Source organism: Verrucomicrobiales bacterium, from assembly GCA_016793885.1.
In the GTDB taxonomy this organism is placed as follows: domain Bacteria; phylum Verrucomicrobiota; class Verrucomicrobiia; order Limisphaerales; family UBA11320; genus UBA11320.
The window spans coordinates 73332-90024 of the sequence record JAEUHE010000203.1; the positions used below are offsets into that span (position 1 = coordinate 73332).

A 16693-nucleotide genomic window follows, 5' to 3' on the forward strand; every position below is an offset into this window, starting at 1 on the left:
GCAGTTGCAAGGTTCCCCAGAAGCAAGGAGGGTGCCGGATGGTCACGTCACCAAGGCAGGGTGTCTCTCCCTACCTCAAATCGAACCGCTTCGCGGCCAAATCTCGCCCTCCTCCTTCCCAAGCTTGAGTTTTGTGATCGGTCCCTTAGGGTACGGACGTGCACATCGAACGTCTGCCAAACGACCGCTCGCCCAGATCCCGAGCGATCCAATTTCTTCGCGCTTTCGGGCGTCTGACCTTGGCATCCTTGGGAATGCTGCTTCTCGGGCTGCACGTCGCGTGCGGGCAGGTGTCCTCGGAGGCCAAGCCCTCGTCAGGCGGCCGCGACAAGAACTCGAACTCGATGTTCACATCCAGTATTCCCGGCGGCAGCCTCGAGGCTCACGAAAAGGCTGGCGGCCACCTGCTCTCTCGCCACGTTGGAAAGTCAGCCGAGCAACTCAGGCAACGGCTCGAGAAGGATTCTCGAATTTCAGCATCTTCGTCGTTCACGGATAAAAAAACGGCCGAGACCGCTGTATCGGCCACCATTGGCGCCAACCAAAAGAAGATCGCCTCGTGGCTGAAGGGAGATGAGGACCGCCTGGTCATCACCTACCGCTCCTCCACGCCAGTCGGCATTTCCATCGGACGGCAGTCGAGCAGGACCCGGGATGCTACTGGAGTTCGACTCGTCCTGGTCCGAAATCCCAAATTTCCGGGAGGCTGGCACATTTTGACAGGTTACCCCGAAGCATGAGCACCTCTTCATTTCCCAAACTGGAACAATTTCTCGGGTCGTACTTCCATCAGGATTGGCCACTCGAGGCGGAAACAACCTCCGAGATCATTGAGGCGTACCGCCGGAAAGCCAGCCCCCGATCCCTGAGCGATCTGACCCAGGAACTGGCAGAACTGCGCGCCGAGAAGCTCAACGAAACCCAGCTGAGGAAACGGATGGAGGCGCTGGGGGCTTGCTTGGATCCCTCCGCCGAGGGCCTGAGCTACAGCCAGTGGCTAGCCAATCTGGAATCAACTCTCCAATCTCCGACCTCCAAACCCAAAAAAACACCGCCCCGTCGGTGACCCCGATGGCCGCACACCCCGGCCAGATCAACTCATGAGCCGCATCATTTGGATCACCGGAGCCGGGGGCCTCATCGGCTCGGCGCTCGTTCAGGCCGGGCGACAGCTTGGCCCCGACTGGCAAATCAAAGGTCTCACCCGTTCGATCTTGGATCTGACCAACACGGCGGCAGTTGCCCGGACGTTTCAGGAGGATCGCCCGCAAATCATCATCCATTGCGCCGCTTTGAGCCGCAATCCGGATTGCGATGCCAACCCGACCCTCGCCAAACAACTGAACATCGAGGTCACCGAGCAGCTCGCCCAACTCTCGTCCGCTGCCCGATTCATCTTTTTTTCCACCGACCTGGTCTTCGATGGTCGCCGCGGCAATTACGTGGAGTCGGATGTCGTAAACCCGCTGAGCATCTACGCCGAGACCAAAGTCAGGGCGGAGGAGGTCGTACGACGCCATCCCAACTCTCTCATCCTCCGAACCTCCCTCAACGGGGGAACCTCCCCGACTGGAGACCGGGGCTTCAACGAGCAGCTGCGCCAGGCCTGGAAGAGTGGCAGATCCACCCCGCTCTTCGTCGACGAGTTCCGCTGCCCCATCGGTGCCGAAGTGACAGCCCGAGCCACTCTCGAACTCGCCCTTCAAAACCTCCGCGGGGCCTGCCACCTCGCCGGGACTCAGCGGCTCTCGCGCCATGCCATTGGAGAATCATTGGCCGCTCGCTGGCCCGAGCTCCACCCGAACATCGTTGCAGGAAGCCTGAAGGACTACTCGGGCAGCCCCCGCTCCCCGGACACCTCGCTGGACTGCTCGCTCGCCCAGAGGAACCTCTCATCCCCGCTTCCTGGCTTTATCGAGTGGCTGGCCCAGCAGCCCAGCGGAACCTTCTGACCCGATGCGGCATCGGATTCAGCCCATTCAGTCCCTCGACGCTCCGGATCTGGCTCCGTACCGCACCCTCAAACTTCAGGAGGAACACCGCCGCCAAGGTCTCTTCGTGGCCGAGGGGGAAAAAGTCATCCGAAGGTTGCTCGAAAGCAAATTGGAGATCCAGTCGCTCGTCATCCCGCCCGATGGCGTCGACGCGCTGGAGCCACTGCTCGACGCTCGCACTTCGCCTCTCAGCATCTACGTGCTGGAGAAGGCGATTCTCGAGACGCTCACCGGATTCAAGTTTTATCAGGGATACATGGCTACAGCACGAATTCCGGCACCACGCGCGCTCGAGTCGATCCTCGAAGGCCAACGTCGCCCCTGGCTATGCGCTGCGATCGATGGAGTCTCCAACGCGGAGAACATCGGCACGTTAACACGAACGGTGGCAGCGTTTGGCGGCTCTCTCTTCCTAAACGGCGAGACCTCTGCCAGCCCCTTCCTCCGCCGCGCCGTCCGCAGCTCGATGGGGGCGGTTTTTCAGCTGCCGATCGTGGAGTCACACGACCTGCTCACCGACCTGCGCCGACTGAAGGCCGCCGGAGTCTTCTGCCTGGCGGCTCACCCCCACGCCCAGCAGCGGGAACTTCCCCGGGTAGACCTCACCCGCGATGTCTGCATAGTGCTGGGAAGTGAAGGGCATGGGATTTCGCCCGCGGTCCTGCAGGAGTGCGACGAAGCGACGGGAATCCCGATGGCTCATCAGGTGGATTCACTGAATGTCAGCTGCGCCAGCGCTGCTTTCTTCTACGAAGCGGCCCGCCAGCGCGGCTGGGGAGAAACAGGCAACAGCCAAGGAACCTGAGGAGTCAGAGAGGAGGGGAAACGTCCGCGGACGGACGTCGCGGCAACCGCAGCTTCCGAGGGTAGGAACCGAGGTCCCCAGGCTTCGGTGCCCCATTCGCCTCGTTCCTTTCTTAAGCAAGGCGGCCCGTTACGGCAGTGTCCGCGCCCGCACAAATTCCTTCTGGTGGCTGATCTGGAGCAAATTTGTGACGGAATCCACCGGGGCCGCAGGCACGGTATTGGTCGCAAACGCTTCCCACTTCAGCAGATCCTCCGACCGCTCCAAGGCATACTTCATGCCGTTGCGGCCGGTGAGAACCAAGGAGGTGGACTTAGCGCCTGAATGGGTTTCGCCCAGGGTCAGTTCCGCCGTGCGGCTATGCAGTCGAAATTCATCCATCAACTGGTTCCGTTCACTGTACATCTGCCAGTCCAGGTTGAGTCCATACACCTCCATGAGATCGAAGTGGGTATTGGCGTACTCCACCTCGAACATGGGCCACTGGGCTACGCGTTCGGTGTCCACCGTTCCACCGCCGCCGCCGCTGACCACATACATTACGCCCTGGTTCATCCCTCGAGAGTAGGCATGCGTGTGACCGCAGATCACGATATCGACGCCATTCGCAGCAAACACAGGAGTCCACAACTGACGCACCCAGGTCTCGCCAACGTAGCCGCCGCCATTCCAAAAATCGGTCCACGGGGGCTTATGAAAGCAAACGATCCGGAACGCCGCCCGCTGAACTTCGGGACGCTGCAACTCGGTCCGAAGCCAGGTCAACTGCTCGGGCACCGTTGTCGAATCAATCTCGCTGTCCAAGAAGAAGAACCATGAGTTGCCGTAGGGGAAACTGAACCAGGCCTCATTGCCAGGCAACGAACTATAAGCGTAGGCTAGAGCGTGCTCGCCATCATGGTTGCCACGGGCAAACAATACCGGCGTGGTCTGCGCGGCGCTCATGTGCTCCAAGGGCTTGAACCAAAAATCATGCCAGTCGGAGAGATTGTTGCCGCTGTTCACCATGTCGCCCGCCACGCAAATCATGTTCGGCACATGGCTCAGAATATTGGAAATATGGGTCTTCAGCGTGCCCGTACCGTCATGGTTATCTCCCCACCAAGCCACCGCAAAGGGGGAGTCCTGGCGCGGGGCCGTCCGGAAGCTATAAACCGCCGTCCGCTCCAGACCGCTGCGCACTTGGTATCGATAGGCCGTCTCAGGCTGCAGCCCCGTGATCGTCACGCGGTGAACATAATGCGTCGCATCGATTTGGAGCGTCGACACCTTGCGCTCGACGTTTTCTCCAACCTCCTGAACACCCCAAGCGACATCATGCGTGACATCGTTGCCGTCCGTTTCCCAGAGGAGGGTCATCGCATCCTGCCGGTAATCTTGAAGCATCGGCAGCTTGGTAATGCGCGGACGCTTGATCGCCGGGGCTGGACGCGTCAGTTTCAGAACAAGATCGTCCGCCATGCTGTCATTGTCGGCATCGCGACGATGCTTTCCAATCACCTCCAAACTGAGTCGACGGGTTCCCGGCGGGAGCAATCCAGCGACGCGCTGGCGGGACCAGACGCCCGTGGCGGGAAGGATACTGCGGATCGAACTCAGTTCGACGCCGTCGGCATCCAAGTACCGTATCTGATAATAGACCTGGTCGTCGAACGTGCCGGCATCAAATAGATTTCTCAACCAGCCCTCGACCGTGATCTGAGAGAGATCGTCGAGTTCCTGGTCGGAGAACCCAGCGGCATTCAGGTCCACCAACTGAACCACCCTGCTCTCCGGGGCCTTGGTCGCTTTCCCTCCGTGGAGGAAACGGGTTCCGGAGCGCGGAATCCCCTTACCCTGGCCACTCAACAACACGACCGGGCTTCCCGCTTGCACGGTCCAGTTCGTAAGGCTTTGCTCAAAACCACCGTTACGTTGGAGCTCGACGCCATATTTGGGATTCAGCGTGGAGGATCCGTCGATCGAGAAAAAGTCGTCGGAAAAATCGACCAGATTGGTATCAGCCAGAGGGATCAGGCGAACCCGATAGTTGGACGCATTCCCGATGTATCGATCGAGGGCGACCGCCAGTTTGCCGGCGTTGAGGGCCACCGTCCCAAAATCGGTCCGCAGCGCCTGCCCTTGCCACAATTGAAGCTGCGCAAAACCCACCGGATTCTCCGCCTGCCAACGAATTTCCGGTTGGGTTCCAGCCGTGAGCACCTCACCGCCGTTGGGATACAGGAGACGGACTTGAGTGGGCGCCGCCCGGGGAATACCCAGAGCCCGCGGCCCCCCGAGTGCAGCAACGTCTCCGTCGCTGAGCGCATCCCCCCGGACCTGGACGCTGTTCAGGAGACCGGCGCTCGTCTCTTGGTCATTGTCGGCAAATAGCAGCAGAACCGGCCCAAGCGAGAACCGGCCATCCAAGGTTACCCCGGCGGTCTGCGTCTGGACCAACTGTCCATCAATGTAGCTCTTCAAAACCCCTTGCCCCGCGTCCACCACCAAGGCCAGCCGATGCCATTCGCCATCTGACGCGACGCCCCCATAGTTGCCGCTGATGCCCAGGGCCCCGGCCCGGTTTAAGAACCAGTCGGCATCGTTGGAGTTTGCCGACGTAGTCTGGAGCAGTGCGGTGTAGTCGGTAGTCCGCGCCTCAAACCGAACATCCATAATCAGCGTGTAGCGGTTGACCAAGGTACCGCCGCCGTTGGCGGCGAGTCGGTGAGTCAGGCGCAACAGGGTGCCCCGCGTGAAGGCCGCTACCTGGGCAGATTCACCCGCGATTTCGGAGCTGGTGTACGTCAAACCCGCCCGGGTGGCAGGCGGTGAAAAACTCAGGGCGATCGTGCTTCCCCCCGAAGACTCAGCCAAACTCGCGTTCAGGTCCCACTGCGATGCGTACGGCGCCAAGGCGCCATGACAACGGTCCTTCCCCAGGCCCAAAAACACCATCAGCAACCCGAGCCAGACTGGCGACAACGACGCACGCATAGTAATCATTCCAAGAGATTACATCGTAACCCAGGATAGCCGTCAGAACAAGCACGGTCTGCGGACCACGGTCCAGGAACCCACACCTACGGACGGTGCGTTCCCCCTGAATCAGACTTGAAGTCACTGCCATTCCTCGGCATAAGCACGCGGTCATGAGTGAGGATGTTTCCCGGTTAGTCAGTGCGCTAAGTCAATATTTCGGTTTTTCGTCGTTCCGGCCGTTGCAGCAGGAAATCATACAGGATGCCCTGGCCGGCAACGACGTGTTGGCGCTGCTGCCGACCGGCGGGGGCAAATCGCTGTGCTTCCAGCTACCCGCGCTCGTGCTCCCCGGCCTCACGGTGGTGGTCTCACCGCTCATCGCCCTCATGAAGGACCAGGTGGACGCCCTCCAGGCTGCGGGAGTCGCAGCCACCTTTCTCAACTCGAGCCTCGAAGCCGAGCAAGCGCGCTCCCGACTTCGCGGGCTTCACCAAAACGAGTTCCGCCTTCTCTACGTCGCCCCCGAGCGGCTCATGATCCCCGGTTTCCTGGACGACCTCCGTCGCTGGAACGTCAAACTCTTCGCCATTGACGAGGCTCACTGCATCAGTGAATGGGGACATGATTTTCGGCCCGAATACCGCCAGTTGGCCTCGCTCCGCGATCTGTTCCCCGGTGTGCCCATGATGGCTTTAACAGCCACCGCCACCGAGCAGGTCCGCAGCGACATCCTCAAACAGCTCAAGCTCAAGGTCACCCGCCAATACGTGGCCAGCTTCAATCGGCCCAACCTGACCTACCGAGTCATCCCAAAACAATCCGGTTACCAGCAGCTGCTGAAGTTTGTGCGGGGACGTCGTCGCGAAGCCGGGATTGTCTACTGTCAAAGCCGCAAGGGCGCCGAAGGGCTGGCCGCCAAACTTTGCGAAGATGGAATCCCCGCCGCGGCCTACCACGCCGGCCTTGAACCGGGCGACCGAGCGCGCAACCAAGAACGCTTCCTCCGCGATGAAGTCAAAGTGATTTGCGCCACCATCGCGTTCGGGATGGGAATCAACAAACCCAACGTCCGATTCGTGGTCCACTATGATCTTCCCAAAAACCTCGAGGGTTACTACCAGGAGACCGGACGCGCCGGTCGCGATGGGCTACCCAGCGAGTGCCTGCTGTTGTTTGGCCTGGGGGATGTCATCAAGTGTGAGCACTTCATCGCCCAGAAGACCGATCCCCTCGAGCAGGAGCGCGCCCGCAAGCAGCTTCAAGTGATGGCTCAGTATGCCGAAAATCCCGACTGCCGCCGAAAAGTGCTGCTCGCTTACTTCGGGGAGGCCTTTTCTGGAAGCCCTTGTGGATCGTGCGACAACTGTCTGAATCCGCGGGAGAGCTGGGACGCCACGCTCCCCGCCCAAAAACTTCTCTCCTGCGTCTACCGGATCCGGGAGTTCAGCGGTTACAGCACCGGTATGAACCACGTCAGCGATGTGCTTACCGGCGCGGATCACCAGCGGATGAAGGATCTGGGCCACCAGCAGCTTTCCACCTTCGGGATCGGGAAGGAACATTCCCGGCAGGAGTGGACGGCCATGGGACGGGAGCTGATCCGGCTGGGATACCTGCAGATGTCTGTTGGACAATTTCCCACTGTGGAACTGACCCAGGCCGGGCGCGACCTTCTGAAGAATCGCACCCGGATCCACCTGACCCGACTGCCCGCCGGAAGCGCACTGAGCACCGATGAGTCCGAGGGTTCGCGCGTCTCCGGCACGCCCAAGCAACGGGTCGGCGATATTGAGTGTGATGAGATCTTGTTTGACCGGCTCCGGGAAGTGCGGAAGCGATTGGCGGACGAGCGAGATGTTCCCGCTTACATCATCCTATCCGACGTCGCACTGCGACAGATGTCGCGCCACTATCCTTCTTCAGAGAGCGAGCTGATCCGGATCAACGGTATCGGAGAAAAGAAGCTCAAGGATTTCGGAGCCATCTTGTTGAAAGAAATCGCGGAGCACCTGGAAGGGAATCCCCGACTCGCCTTCGGCACAGCCTCCGCGCGTCCGGCGGCGCGTCCGGCCTCCGCTCAGATTTCGACCACGGTCCGGGAAAGTCTCCAGCTGTTTCGCAAAGGCGAGAGCATCGAAACAATCGCGCAAAAGCGGCAGCTGGGTGCGAGCACGATCATTGGGCACCTCGCGCTGGCGGTCGAGGCTGGGGAAACGATCAACGCGGGATCCCTACTGAAACCGGAGGACATCCCCATCATCCGAACAGCCTTGGAAAACCATGGTTTCGACAATGTAAGCGGAGCCTTCGATTCCCTCAAAGGACGCTACACCTACGGGCAGATCCGCCTGTTCCAAGCGTTCGAAACCGCACGACGCAACCAAGCCCAACCAAGGTAGGGGAGAATCTCTCCCCACCCCATATCGTCACGGCGGTAGGGCGAGACTCTGTTCGAGCCCACTCCTACCCCAGGCTGTGGATGACATGAGGGTAACTCCGCGAGGGCCGACAGGTATTCATCACTCCCCAGGCTCTCCGCGACGCGGCCCCTACCCTTTGGACGACGCAGGGCCCTTCAGGGCTCGAGTGGAATCTCGCCCTACCCAGTGTCAAACCGCTTCGCGGTCAAATCTCCCCCTACCCCACATCGTCACGGGGTAGGGAGAGACTCTGTTCGAGCCCACTCCTGCCCCAGGCTCTGGATAACATGAGGGCAACCCCGCGAGGGCCGACAGGTGTTCATCACTCCCCAGGCTCTCCGCGACGCGGCCCTTCCCCGTTCGACCACCCAGGGCCCTTCAGGGCTCGAGTGGAATCTCTCCCTACCCCGTGTCAAACCGCTTCGCGGTCAAATCTCCCCCTACCCCACATCGTCACGGGGTAGGGAGAGACTCTGCTCGAGCCCACTCCTGCCCCAGGCTGTGGATGACATGAGGGTAACTCCGCGAGGGCCAAAGACCGCGACGAATTGGAACGGGTTTCAGGGGAATTCCATAGACAACCTCGTGCCTTGTGTTTATTTCCCATCCCTTAATGAAGGAGGACTATTTCGGTGAAGCTGGGCGGAAACGCCCGTCCGAAGCCGTTCACATACAGCAAGGGGAACCCAACTGGGTATGGGCCACCGTATGCACAGAAAACCGAGAACCCTGGCTGACTTGCCAAGAGGCGCATCTGATTCTGCGAGAAGTGTGGTCCAGCGCAACGATGTGGCTGGTGAGCGACTACATTCTGATGCCGGATCATCTCCACTTTTTTGCTGCCCCCCGGCAATCTGAATACCCATTCACTGCCTGGGTCACCTATTGGAAACGCCAATGTCGCAACCACCATCAGCATCCCGCTTGGAAATGGCAAGCGGGTGTGTTTCACCATCGACTCCGAAATGATGAGAGCTACGCTGAGAAATGGAGCTATCTTCGTGGGAATCCTGTCCGCGATCAGTTGGTGAAAAAGGAAGAGGACTGGCCATTCCAGGGACGGATTCACGACATCCGTTGGTAGGTCTAGGATGGCCGGCTCTCCGCGACGCGGCCCCATATCGTCACGGCGGTAGGGCGAAACTCCGTTGAGCCCACAAGAGCCCCAGGCTAAGGATGACAAATGGGCAGCTCCGCGAGGGCCACCAGGCGATCGACACCATCTCGACTCTCCACGACGCGACCCTTCCCCGTTCGGCAACCCAGGGCCCATCGCGGCTCGAGCGGAAATCAGAACTATAAACCTCGTCGGACCGCTTCGCGGTCAAATCTCCCCCTACCCCACATCGTCACGGGGTAGGGAGAGACTCTGCTCGAGCCCACTCCTGCCCCAGGCTGTGGATGACATGAGGGTAACTCCGCGAGGGCCACCAGGTGATCGTCGCCCCCCAGGCTCTTCACGAAGCGGCCCTTCCCCGTTCGACCACCCAGGGCCCTTCAGGGCTCGAGTGGAATCTCGCCCTACCCCATGACGAACCACTTCGCTTCCAAACCTCGCCCTACCCCCTAATCGCATCAGACCACCTATTGACGGCGAATCCGGAAGAACCGCGCGGGGGCGGTGGTCGTATCCACTTGCCAGGAGAACTTGCCGGTCTCAACCGCAGTGTGCGTCAGCACCGATGTCCAGGACGATGGCTCCAATCCATCAGTGGACTCCACCTCGTACCTTTGACCAGCGGACACCAGAGCCGACAACGTCAGTTGCGAGTTCAGCAAGCCCTCCACCTCCACGGTCAGGGGTGCCAACGGAGGTGCCAAGGTCAAGCGTGCCGAGGTCGTCATCGAGCCGAAGCCATTGCTGGCAACGAGCGTATAAAGACCCGCATCTGCCGCAGAGACCGCTGCGATACTGAGCGTCGGCTCCGTCTTTCCCGCCAGCTCAACACCATCGTGAAGCCATCGATAAACAATCGGTGCGGTACCGCTCACAGCACCGGTGAATCCAGCGGGGCTCCCTTCCTGAACTTCGGTGTCGGTGATCGCCGTCACGAGGGAAACCGGCTGATTCGGAATCCCGGTCTCGGTGGTCAACGCGATGCCCAATGCCAGATCGGAGCTACTGCTGCCCGTCTGATGAACTTCCACCGCCAGAACATTGTCCCCCTCCACGAGGTGACTGCCGGACAGCACAAACGGCCCTTCGGCCGCAGCGGTTCCTACCGAGCGATTTGAGAGAGTGGAATACACAACATTCACCAGATTGGTGTCCATACCCACGCGAAGAATCTCCTGGCCGTTCAGGTAAAGAACGGCTCCATCGTCGAGAATCGTGTTGAGGCGCAAACGGGTTGTCGCAGGGTCGCCCGTGAAGTTGAAGTGAGTGCGGAAATAATAGGTGAGCCGACCCAAGGTGAGCGCGGTGCCTTTTGCCGCCGGGAGAGCGGCGCTTCCGACGTAAAGCAACCCAGTGCCCGTGGACCAAGCCGTGTCGTTAAAAGCCGGATCTTCCCACTTCACCGAGTCAAGATTCGCGGTCTGGTTATATTTCCAGGAGGCGTTCATCGCCACCCGTGACGCGGTATTCGTCGTGTATCCGTAATTCAGCGTCAGGAGCGCCGGAGCACTCGTCGCCTGCCCCAGCTCATTCAGCACGAGAACCGAGTAAGAACCCAAGCTCTGCGAGTTGAGGCCGGTGAGGGACAGGACGGCATTGGTCTCGCGCTCAAGCGCGATTCCATCCTTAAGCCACTGGTAGCTCAGGGGTAACTTGCCGCCCGCCAGAACGCGAAATTGCGCACCGCCACCAAACGGGGCTTGCAACGCAACCGGCTCCCCGTTCACGGACGGCGGCCCGTTGACGACCACCGCGGCGACATGACTGGTCACCGACCCCGCCACATTGGTAACCCACAGCGCATAGTCGCCCGCCTGGGAGGAAGTCAAACTCGACAGCGTCACCGTGGCGTTGGTGGCCCCGGCCACACGTTCCCCATTAAAGAGCCACTGATACTTCAATGGGCCCGTGCCGCTCGCCGTCGCCGTCAACGTCGCGGATTCACCCGGCTCGACTACGGTCCCCTGCGGCTGCTGAGTAATCGCCGGCGGGGTTCCGTTGGGAACTACGGTCAGGACAAAGGTGGCGCTCACTGTCCGATCCGCCCCGCTACTGGAGTTATCCTTGGCCGTGAGGCCGATCCGGAACACGCCGTCCACCGTGGGCGTGCCGGTCAAGAACCAGGTGGTGCTTCCCGAGGTTCCTTGGAGCTTGATGCCGGCGGGAAGCGGCGCGGCCGTCCAGTAGTGGGCCGGGTCAGGTGCCGTGGTTAAACGCACAGTAAAGGGCTGTCCATTGGTTGCCTTGCCAGCGAGCGCGCTCGTGATGAGCGTGGAGGCTCCGGCAACGGCCTGCACGCTCCCCATCGCAGCAGCGCCGCCGGCGGCCCAACGGAAGAGGATGATGATCATGTTCATGGCGGGCGGCGGCAGCAACGAAGCCATGCGAACGAGGGGCGCAAACTGCAACAACAGGGTGAGCAACATCAGGGGTAATCTAAATAGACGCATCATAATAATTCCGGGAGGTGAGTGCCGTTCAAAGTCGCCGAGAACCGTCGGGCTCGATCCGAGCGTCTTGAACAGCCGATTTCTGGTTGGAAAGGATCAAAAATGTGGGCAAACCCATCACCCCAAACTGATCAAGAACCTGCTTGATGGCAGGATCAGAAGGGTGTTCAGCGGCAAACTTGACGATCGCAAAGCGATGCAACCGCTCCACAACCTTGGGATCCCCCAAAGTGGTCCGCTCCATGGCGGTGCAGTTCTTGCACCAGCTGGCGCCAAACTTTACAAAAATGGGCAGGTTCGCTTGCTTCGCCTGGTCCAACTCCTGCCGAAAGTGGTCGATGGTCTGCTGAACCGAGGGTGAGGTTCCGGTTTCTCCTCCGGCGGAAGAGGCGGACGGCAGCAAGCTCCAGCCCAACACGGCATAATAGCCCGCGAACACCAGGATGAGCACTCCAAACGCTTGTTTGACTCGAACCATCCAGGTTCCAGGCTTCGGCAAAAAGGACAGGCCTCCCCCGGCCAGCGGCCAAGGAAGAGCCATTCCGAGCCCCAGGAGAAAGGGAAGCGCCACGCCGAGCCAATTGCCTTCGGTGTAAAGGGTGGTGGAGAGCAGCAGGACCGAGATCAAGACCGGAGCCACACACGCACCCGCCAAGGTTGCCGCCACGCTTCCCATGATCAAGGCGGCGAAAATCCCTCCCCGGCGCGATCGACCAGGACCGCCCATACGCGACTGCAGCCCTGAAAAATCCAGGGCCCATTTATCAAACATCGCCAGACTCAACACCCCAAAGATGACGGCGATGCCAAAGTTGAACCACGGCGAGGAATTCAACGCGCCGAATTTTGCGCCGGTGACAACCACCGTCAAACCGAGAAGCCCGTACGTGAGCGCCATGCCCGCTCCATACACACTCCCCAATAGGAACCCGCGTCGTCGATTGGTGGACGCCGCTCCTGCCCCCAGAATTGCTAGATTGATCGGAATCAAGGGAAGCACACAGGGGGTTAGGTTCAGTCCCAAACCCCCGAGGAGTATGAGACCGATCGTCATGAGGCTGCTCCACACTCCAACCGGAAGGCTAAGGGCGGGTGCGTCGACCGACCGACCGCCGTCCAGCGCGCGATCCAACCAACGCAGAAAAGTCTCGTCGTTGGCATATCCCGTGGACCTCGACAGCACCACCAGCCCATTGGTCAAGGCGGCACTGACTGAGGAGGAGGCAGAGGCCGCATGAGCGGTCGCCGGAGCACCCGCATCGGCCGCAACGACGGTGCCATCGCCGCGCACGATCCAGTCCACCGACTCGGGCAGAAAGCACGCTTCCTCGCTGCAGCCCTGCCAGCTCACTTGGAGAGGGAGCGATCCGTTGGCGGCCAAGTCAAGCGCCCGGCTCGCCACGAACGGCCGTAGATGCACCGACTTTTGGGATTGGCTGTGCTTGTCAGTGACCAGGGTGGGTTGCGGAACATCAAAGGCCATCTCGCTCCCGCTCCCACCCGCTTGAAAGTGCAGCTTGTCGGCATAGAGGTAGTGACCAGCAGGAAATTCAAAGCGGGCTTGAAGCAACGCTTTCTCGCCGCGCCGCTCCACAGTGACTGTGACTCGGAACGGGGATTCATCCTCCTCCGCCCCGCCGATGAGCGCCGACAAAACCAGCCAGCCCAACGCCAGAGAGCGCTGCCACTGGCGGCCCAAGGTCGGCCGGGCACACAACATCAAATTCATAAACAAGCCATTTGGACTAGGACCGAGCGGTGGACCATCGATGGACCGAAAGCCCGCGTTGGACCGATCAAAACTCAATTGCAGCCGCATCCTCCGCCGCCCACGCCACGTCCCCCCGACGCGGCTTCGCGTGAAAACCACATATGCTCAGCCATCTGTTTACCAACGGGATCGCGATCCGGAAGCATGATGGAGTCGGCCAAGGCTCCCCGCTCCCAGGGCTTCACATGAGTGCACCCAGCCAGCATCCCCGCCAAGCAGAGCAACCCGACCAAGCGACGAACCTGGACCAAAAGCGTGTGAAGAGAATGCATAAATCAGCTATTTGGAATTCAGCAGAGCTTCGATCTCGCTCACATATTTCTTGCGAGTTTCCTCACCCTTGAACCCGGAATGGACGGCCACCACCTTGCCCTGCGCATCGACCAGAAACGAGCTGGGCATGGCCTTGATCTTAATCTCGCTGACCAGCTTATGCTGAGCGTCGCGGACCACCGCAAAATCAGCGGTGTGCTTTTTGAGAAACTGAGCCATATCGGCAGCTTTCTCATCGACGTTGACAGCCAGAATGACCAAGCCCTTCGCGGCGTAATCCTTGTGCAACGCCTGCATCACCGGGAAGGACGCCTTGCACGGCTCGCACCAGGAGGCGAAAAAATCGACCAGCACCACCTTTCCCTTCAGATCCGGCAGCGCGCCTTCCAGCCCGTAGCTCTGCAGGTCGGGAAACGGGTCGCCAACTTTGGGCGCTGCGCCGGCCACCGCCGCCAGAACCAGGGTCAACGTCAGACTGCGGACGAGTGTGGGAAAGAAACGACTAGGTTTGTTGGACAAGATGCTCATGGAAACGTCGGGTCAGATAACGATGTTGGTCGGTGAGGATGGCGCCGGAGGCGCCTACTTGAGATTCGATGAAACGAGCCCCCTCTTGAGGACCCAAAATGAAGGCGGTGGTGGTGAGAATACCCGCCATGGTACAACTCGGAGCTATGGCTGTGACCACCCGACACCCGCTGTTGACCGGCCACCCGGTTCGGGGATCGATGATGTGCCCGTACTTGCGGCCTTCATGTTCGAAATGACGCCGGTAGTCTCCCGAGCAAGCCACCGCGCCATCCTGCAGCGCCACGCTCCCCCAACAGGATCCCAGCTGCATCGGATGTTCCATCCCGATGTGCCACGCCGGCCGATTCAACGGGGTGCCGACCACGCGAATATCCTGTCCAAAATCCACCATCAGCTTCGCCACGCCATATTCCTTGGCCATCTCAACAACTCGATCAACGGCGTATTCCTTCCCGATGCCGCCCAAATCCAGCCCCATGCCCGCTTCGGGTAGAAAGATGGCACCCGGTCTCCGCTGGACTTTCTTCCACCCTACCAGGCGAAGCGCCACCTGGACCTGGTCCGCCATCGGCAGCGCGGAAGGACGCGCTTTCCAATTCCAGAGACGCAGCAGCGGCAAAGAGGTCGCATCAAAGGCACCTGAGGTGAGGAAGTGCATCTGATGGCACAGCTCCAGCAGCAGATCCGTTTCCTCATCAACCGCCACCCAGTCGCGTCCCGCCGCCGCATTGATGCGGCAGATCAGGCTGGTCTCCAGAAATCGACTGTACTTCGCCTCAAACTCTGCGACCCAGTTCAGCAGGGCATCCAGGTAGGCGTTGGCGGCCCAGCGTGAAGGTTCGATCAGTGAGACCCGACACACGGTTCCCAAGGCATGAAAGCTAAGAACTGTGAGTCCCTCGGTCTCGTCCACGGTGGCGCTCGAACGCACCCGCTGTCGTACCGTTGATTCGGAGGCTAGAACCATATCGAAAGTCCTCCCGTGAACACATGAGCCTTGGGATAGGCCACCGACGCAGTAATGCCGTCGGTGCCGTGCATGGTGTAGCGCTTGTAGGCGAAATCCAGGGAGACTCGCTCATGCACCTGGGCGCTCAGGCCAATGCCGTAAGTGAACGTGTTGAGCGAGGAAAGACGGTAATCCGCGGAGTAGTAAGTGGGTGCCGGAACATCGGTGCAGAACGGTGGGGGCAAGGTGCAGCTCGGATCCCCGGGGAAATGAGTTCCGTAAAAGTCTGCCGAGGTCTGGGTGTGAAAGCGGAATAACGGCGACACAATCAGCCATTTGCCCAGCTTCTGGTGCCACTGAAGATCGACCGTGTTGGCCAGCACACCGAAGTCATCGTGATGGAACCGATAGGAGAACTCCACGGCCCCATTGGCGGAGGTCACGGCATGGTTCACCGACCAGAACAATACTTGTCGGAATTTGTGCTCCGGCCGCTTCTCGGGCTGAACCGTCCAGGGATCGCCAGGGTTATACGGATTGGAAGGCGTGTAGAAATCATCGAAGAGCACCCGTTTGTAGGGATCGCTGAGGAATCCGCTGCTGTACCCCAGCGTGAGATTCAGGGTGGTGTAAGTCTTGGGCCCCAGCAACTGGGTGACTCCCACCATGAAGTCGGTGCTATCCTTATGCTCCCGCTGGGTGTTCGAGGTGCCCTCGTTCGGCAAAAGTCGATCAAAGGCATGGCTCACTCCCCAGGTCACCGTGGTGTTCTTTTCATTGAACTCCATGGCATGCATCAGCGAGATGCCCTTGGACTCGTAGTCGCTCTCGCGACTCAAGGACAGCTGGGGAGTGAGCGTATGCCTGCCAAACTTGAAGCTGGGCTCAATGTAGCCCGCTCGGCGGATATCCTCGATGGTCACCTCCCGCACCGTTTTTTCTCCCGGAAGCGGCGGCGCGCCCGTCGGAGTTGCTCCCGAGATCCCATCGTAGACATAATTGCCCTTCAGGCTGAGCCAAGGCACAATGCCCTTTTCAAAGGAAGCCCCATGGGTGCGAATATGGATGCGCCCCGCACCTTCCGCATAATCCTCATACCGATAGTCCACCCGGTCCGCCCCTTGGCTCCGGGAGGGCTGGGAGACATAGAGAAGAATGATAAAGGTAGCTTCCGCCAGACGCCGCCTCCCGCGCCTGCGCCCGCGGCCACACTCACGCTCAGGCCCTCGGGTGAGAACCTCGGGCGAAACGGATCCGATGAACTTTAACGACAGAGACTTCATTGACGCAGCGGTATTCGAAGGGTGTTATCGCACAACGGATGCCAATCGAGAGCCGAACAAGAAGACGCGATCAAATATCCATGATCTCCCACTTGAACAGCCACCTCAACACTCCCAAAAACACCTTGTTGACAAATAC

General features: G+C 60.1%; 13 protein-coding genes. 6 read left to right on the forward strand and 7 right to left on the reverse strand.

Features of this window, described 5'->3' with window-relative positions:
• Positions 1 to 158 precede the first annotated feature (158 nt).
• The 4 genes from JNN07_23520 to JNN07_23535 are packed head-to-tail and all read left to right on the forward strand — an operon-like array spanning position 159 to position 2799.
• Positions 159 to 740, forward strand: a complete 582-nt coding sequence (locus JNN07_23520; protein MBL9170722.1) for a hypothetical protein — start codon at positions 159 to 161, stop codon at positions 738 to 740.
• Positions 737 to 1066 carry a hypothetical protein gene (locus JNN07_23525; GenBank protein MBL9170723.1) on the forward strand — a complete coding sequence of 110 codons (330 nt, stop codon included), beginning with the start codon at positions 737 to 739 and terminating at the stop codon, positions 1064 to 1066. Before JNN07_23520 ends, JNN07_23525 begins: the two co-directional genes overlap by 4 nt.
• 34 nt (positions 1067 to 1100) lie before the next feature.
• Positions 1101 to 1952 carry an SDR family oxidoreductase gene (locus JNN07_23530; protein MBL9170724.1) on the forward strand — a complete coding sequence of 284 codons (852 nt, stop codon included), beginning with the start codon at positions 1101 to 1103 and terminating at the stop codon, positions 1950 to 1952.
• 4 nt (positions 1953 to 1956) lie between these two features.
• A complete protein-coding gene (locus JNN07_23535; protein MBL9170725.1) occupies positions 1957 to 2799 on the forward strand; it encodes an RNA methyltransferase in 843 nt (280 codons plus the stop codon).
• Between the two features lie 129 nt (positions 2800 to 2928).
• On the opposite strand, the gene JNN07_23540 is transcribed toward JNN07_23535, so the two are convergent.
• On the reverse strand, positions 2929 to 5784 hold the full coding sequence (locus tag JNN07_23540; GenBank protein MBL9170726.1) for a metallophosphoesterase: 2856 nt from the start codon (positions 5782 to 5784) through the stop codon (positions 2929 to 2931).
• Positions 5785 to 5930: 146 nt separating this feature from the next.
• Here JNN07_23540 and recQ point away from each other — a divergent pair, with 146 nt between their 5' ends.
• Both recQ and JNN07_23550 read left to right on the forward strand, forming a co-directional pair.
• Positions 5931 to 8159, forward strand: a complete 2229-nt coding sequence (gene recQ / locus JNN07_23545) for a DNA helicase RecQ (GenBank protein ID MBL9170727.1) — start codon at positions 5931 to 5933, stop codon at positions 8157 to 8159.
• 634 nt (positions 8160 to 8793) lie between these two features.
• Positions 8794 to 9264 (forward strand): hypothetical protein, encoded by a 471-nt coding sequence (locus JNN07_23550; GenBank protein ID MBL9170728.1) that lies wholly within the window; start codon positions 8794 to 8796, stop codon positions 9262 to 9264.
• Between the two features lie 500 nt (positions 9265 to 9764).
• On the opposite strand, the gene JNN07_23555 is transcribed toward JNN07_23550, so the two are convergent.
• The 6 genes from JNN07_23555 to JNN07_23580 form a co-directional block, all read right to left on the reverse strand.
• A complete protein-coding gene (locus JNN07_23555; GenBank protein MBL9170729.1) occupies positions 9765 to 11750 on the reverse strand; it encodes an immunoglobulin domain-containing protein in 1986 nt (661 codons plus the stop codon).
• 25 nt (positions 11751 to 11775) lie between these two features.
• Complete coding sequence (locus JNN07_23560) at positions 11776 to 13476, reverse strand: thioredoxin family protein (protein MBL9170730.1); 1701 nt, start codon at positions 13474 to 13476, stop codon at positions 11776 to 11778.
• Positions 13477 to 13550: 74 nt separating this feature from the next.
• Positions 13551 to 13790, reverse strand: a complete 240-nt coding sequence (locus JNN07_23565) for a DUF4266 domain-containing protein (GenBank protein ID MBL9170731.1) — start codon at positions 13788 to 13790, stop codon at positions 13551 to 13553.
• A gap of 7 nt (positions 13791 to 13797) precedes the next feature.
• A complete protein-coding gene (locus tag JNN07_23570; protein ID MBL9170732.1) occupies positions 13798 to 14319 on the reverse strand; it encodes a TlpA family protein disulfide reductase in 522 nt (173 codons plus the stop codon).
• A complete protein-coding gene (locus tag JNN07_23575; GenBank protein ID MBL9170733.1) occupies positions 14294 to 15289 on the reverse strand; it encodes an FAD:protein FMN transferase in 996 nt (331 codons plus the stop codon). The genes JNN07_23570 and JNN07_23575 overlap by 26 nt, the downstream gene beginning before the upstream one ends.
• Positions 15280 to 16554, reverse strand: a complete 1275-nt coding sequence (locus JNN07_23580; GenBank protein MBL9170734.1) for a DUF3570 domain-containing protein — start codon at positions 16552 to 16554, stop codon at positions 15280 to 15282. Before JNN07_23580 ends, JNN07_23575 begins: the two co-directional genes overlap by 10 nt.
• Positions 16555 to 16693: the final 139 nt, after the last annotated feature.

Coding starts and splice junctions, on each gene's coding strand:
- JNN07_23550 (MBL9170728.1), top strand. CDS start 8,794: ATGAAGGAGGACTATTTCGGTGAAGCTGGGCGGAAACGCCCGTCCGAA.
- JNN07_23535 (MBL9170725.1), top strand. CDS start 1,957: ATGCGGCATCGGATTCAGCCCATTCAGTCCCTCGACGCTCCGGATCTG.
- JNN07_23525 (MBL9170723.1), top strand. CDS start 737: ATGAGCACCTCTTCATTTCCCAAACTGGAACAATTTCTCGGGTCGTAC.
- JNN07_23555 (MBL9170729.1), bottom strand. CDS start 11,750: ATGATGCGTCTATTTAGATTACCCCTGATGTTGCTCACCCTGTTGTTG.
- JNN07_23530 (MBL9170724.1), top strand. CDS start 1,101: ATGAGCCGCATCATTTGGATCACCGGAGCCGGGGGCCTCATCGGCTCG.
- JNN07_23580 (MBL9170734.1), bottom strand. CDS start 16,554: ATGAAGTCTCTGTCGTTAAAGTTCATCGGATCCGTTTCGCCCGAGGTT.
- JNN07_23565 (MBL9170731.1), bottom strand. CDS start 13,790: ATGCATTCTCTTCACACGCTTTTGGTCCAGGTTCGTCGCTTGGTCGGG.
- JNN07_23575 (MBL9170733.1), bottom strand. CDS start 15,289: ATGGTTCTAGCCTCCGAATCAACGGTACGACAGCGGGTGCGTTCGAGC.
- JNN07_23570 (MBL9170732.1), bottom strand. CDS start 14,319: ATGAGCATCTTGTCCAACAAACCTAGTCGTTTCTTTCCCACACTCGTC.
- recQ (MBL9170727.1), top strand. CDS start 5,931: ATGAGTGAGGATGTTTCCCGGTTAGTCAGTGCGCTAAGTCAATATTTC.
- JNN07_23540 (MBL9170726.1), bottom strand. CDS start 5,784: ATGATTACTATGCGTGCGTCGTTGTCGCCAGTCTGGCTCGGGTTGCTG.
- JNN07_23560 (MBL9170730.1), bottom strand. CDS start 13,476: ATGAATTTGATGTTGTGTGCCCGGCCGACCTTGGGCCGCCAGTGGCAG.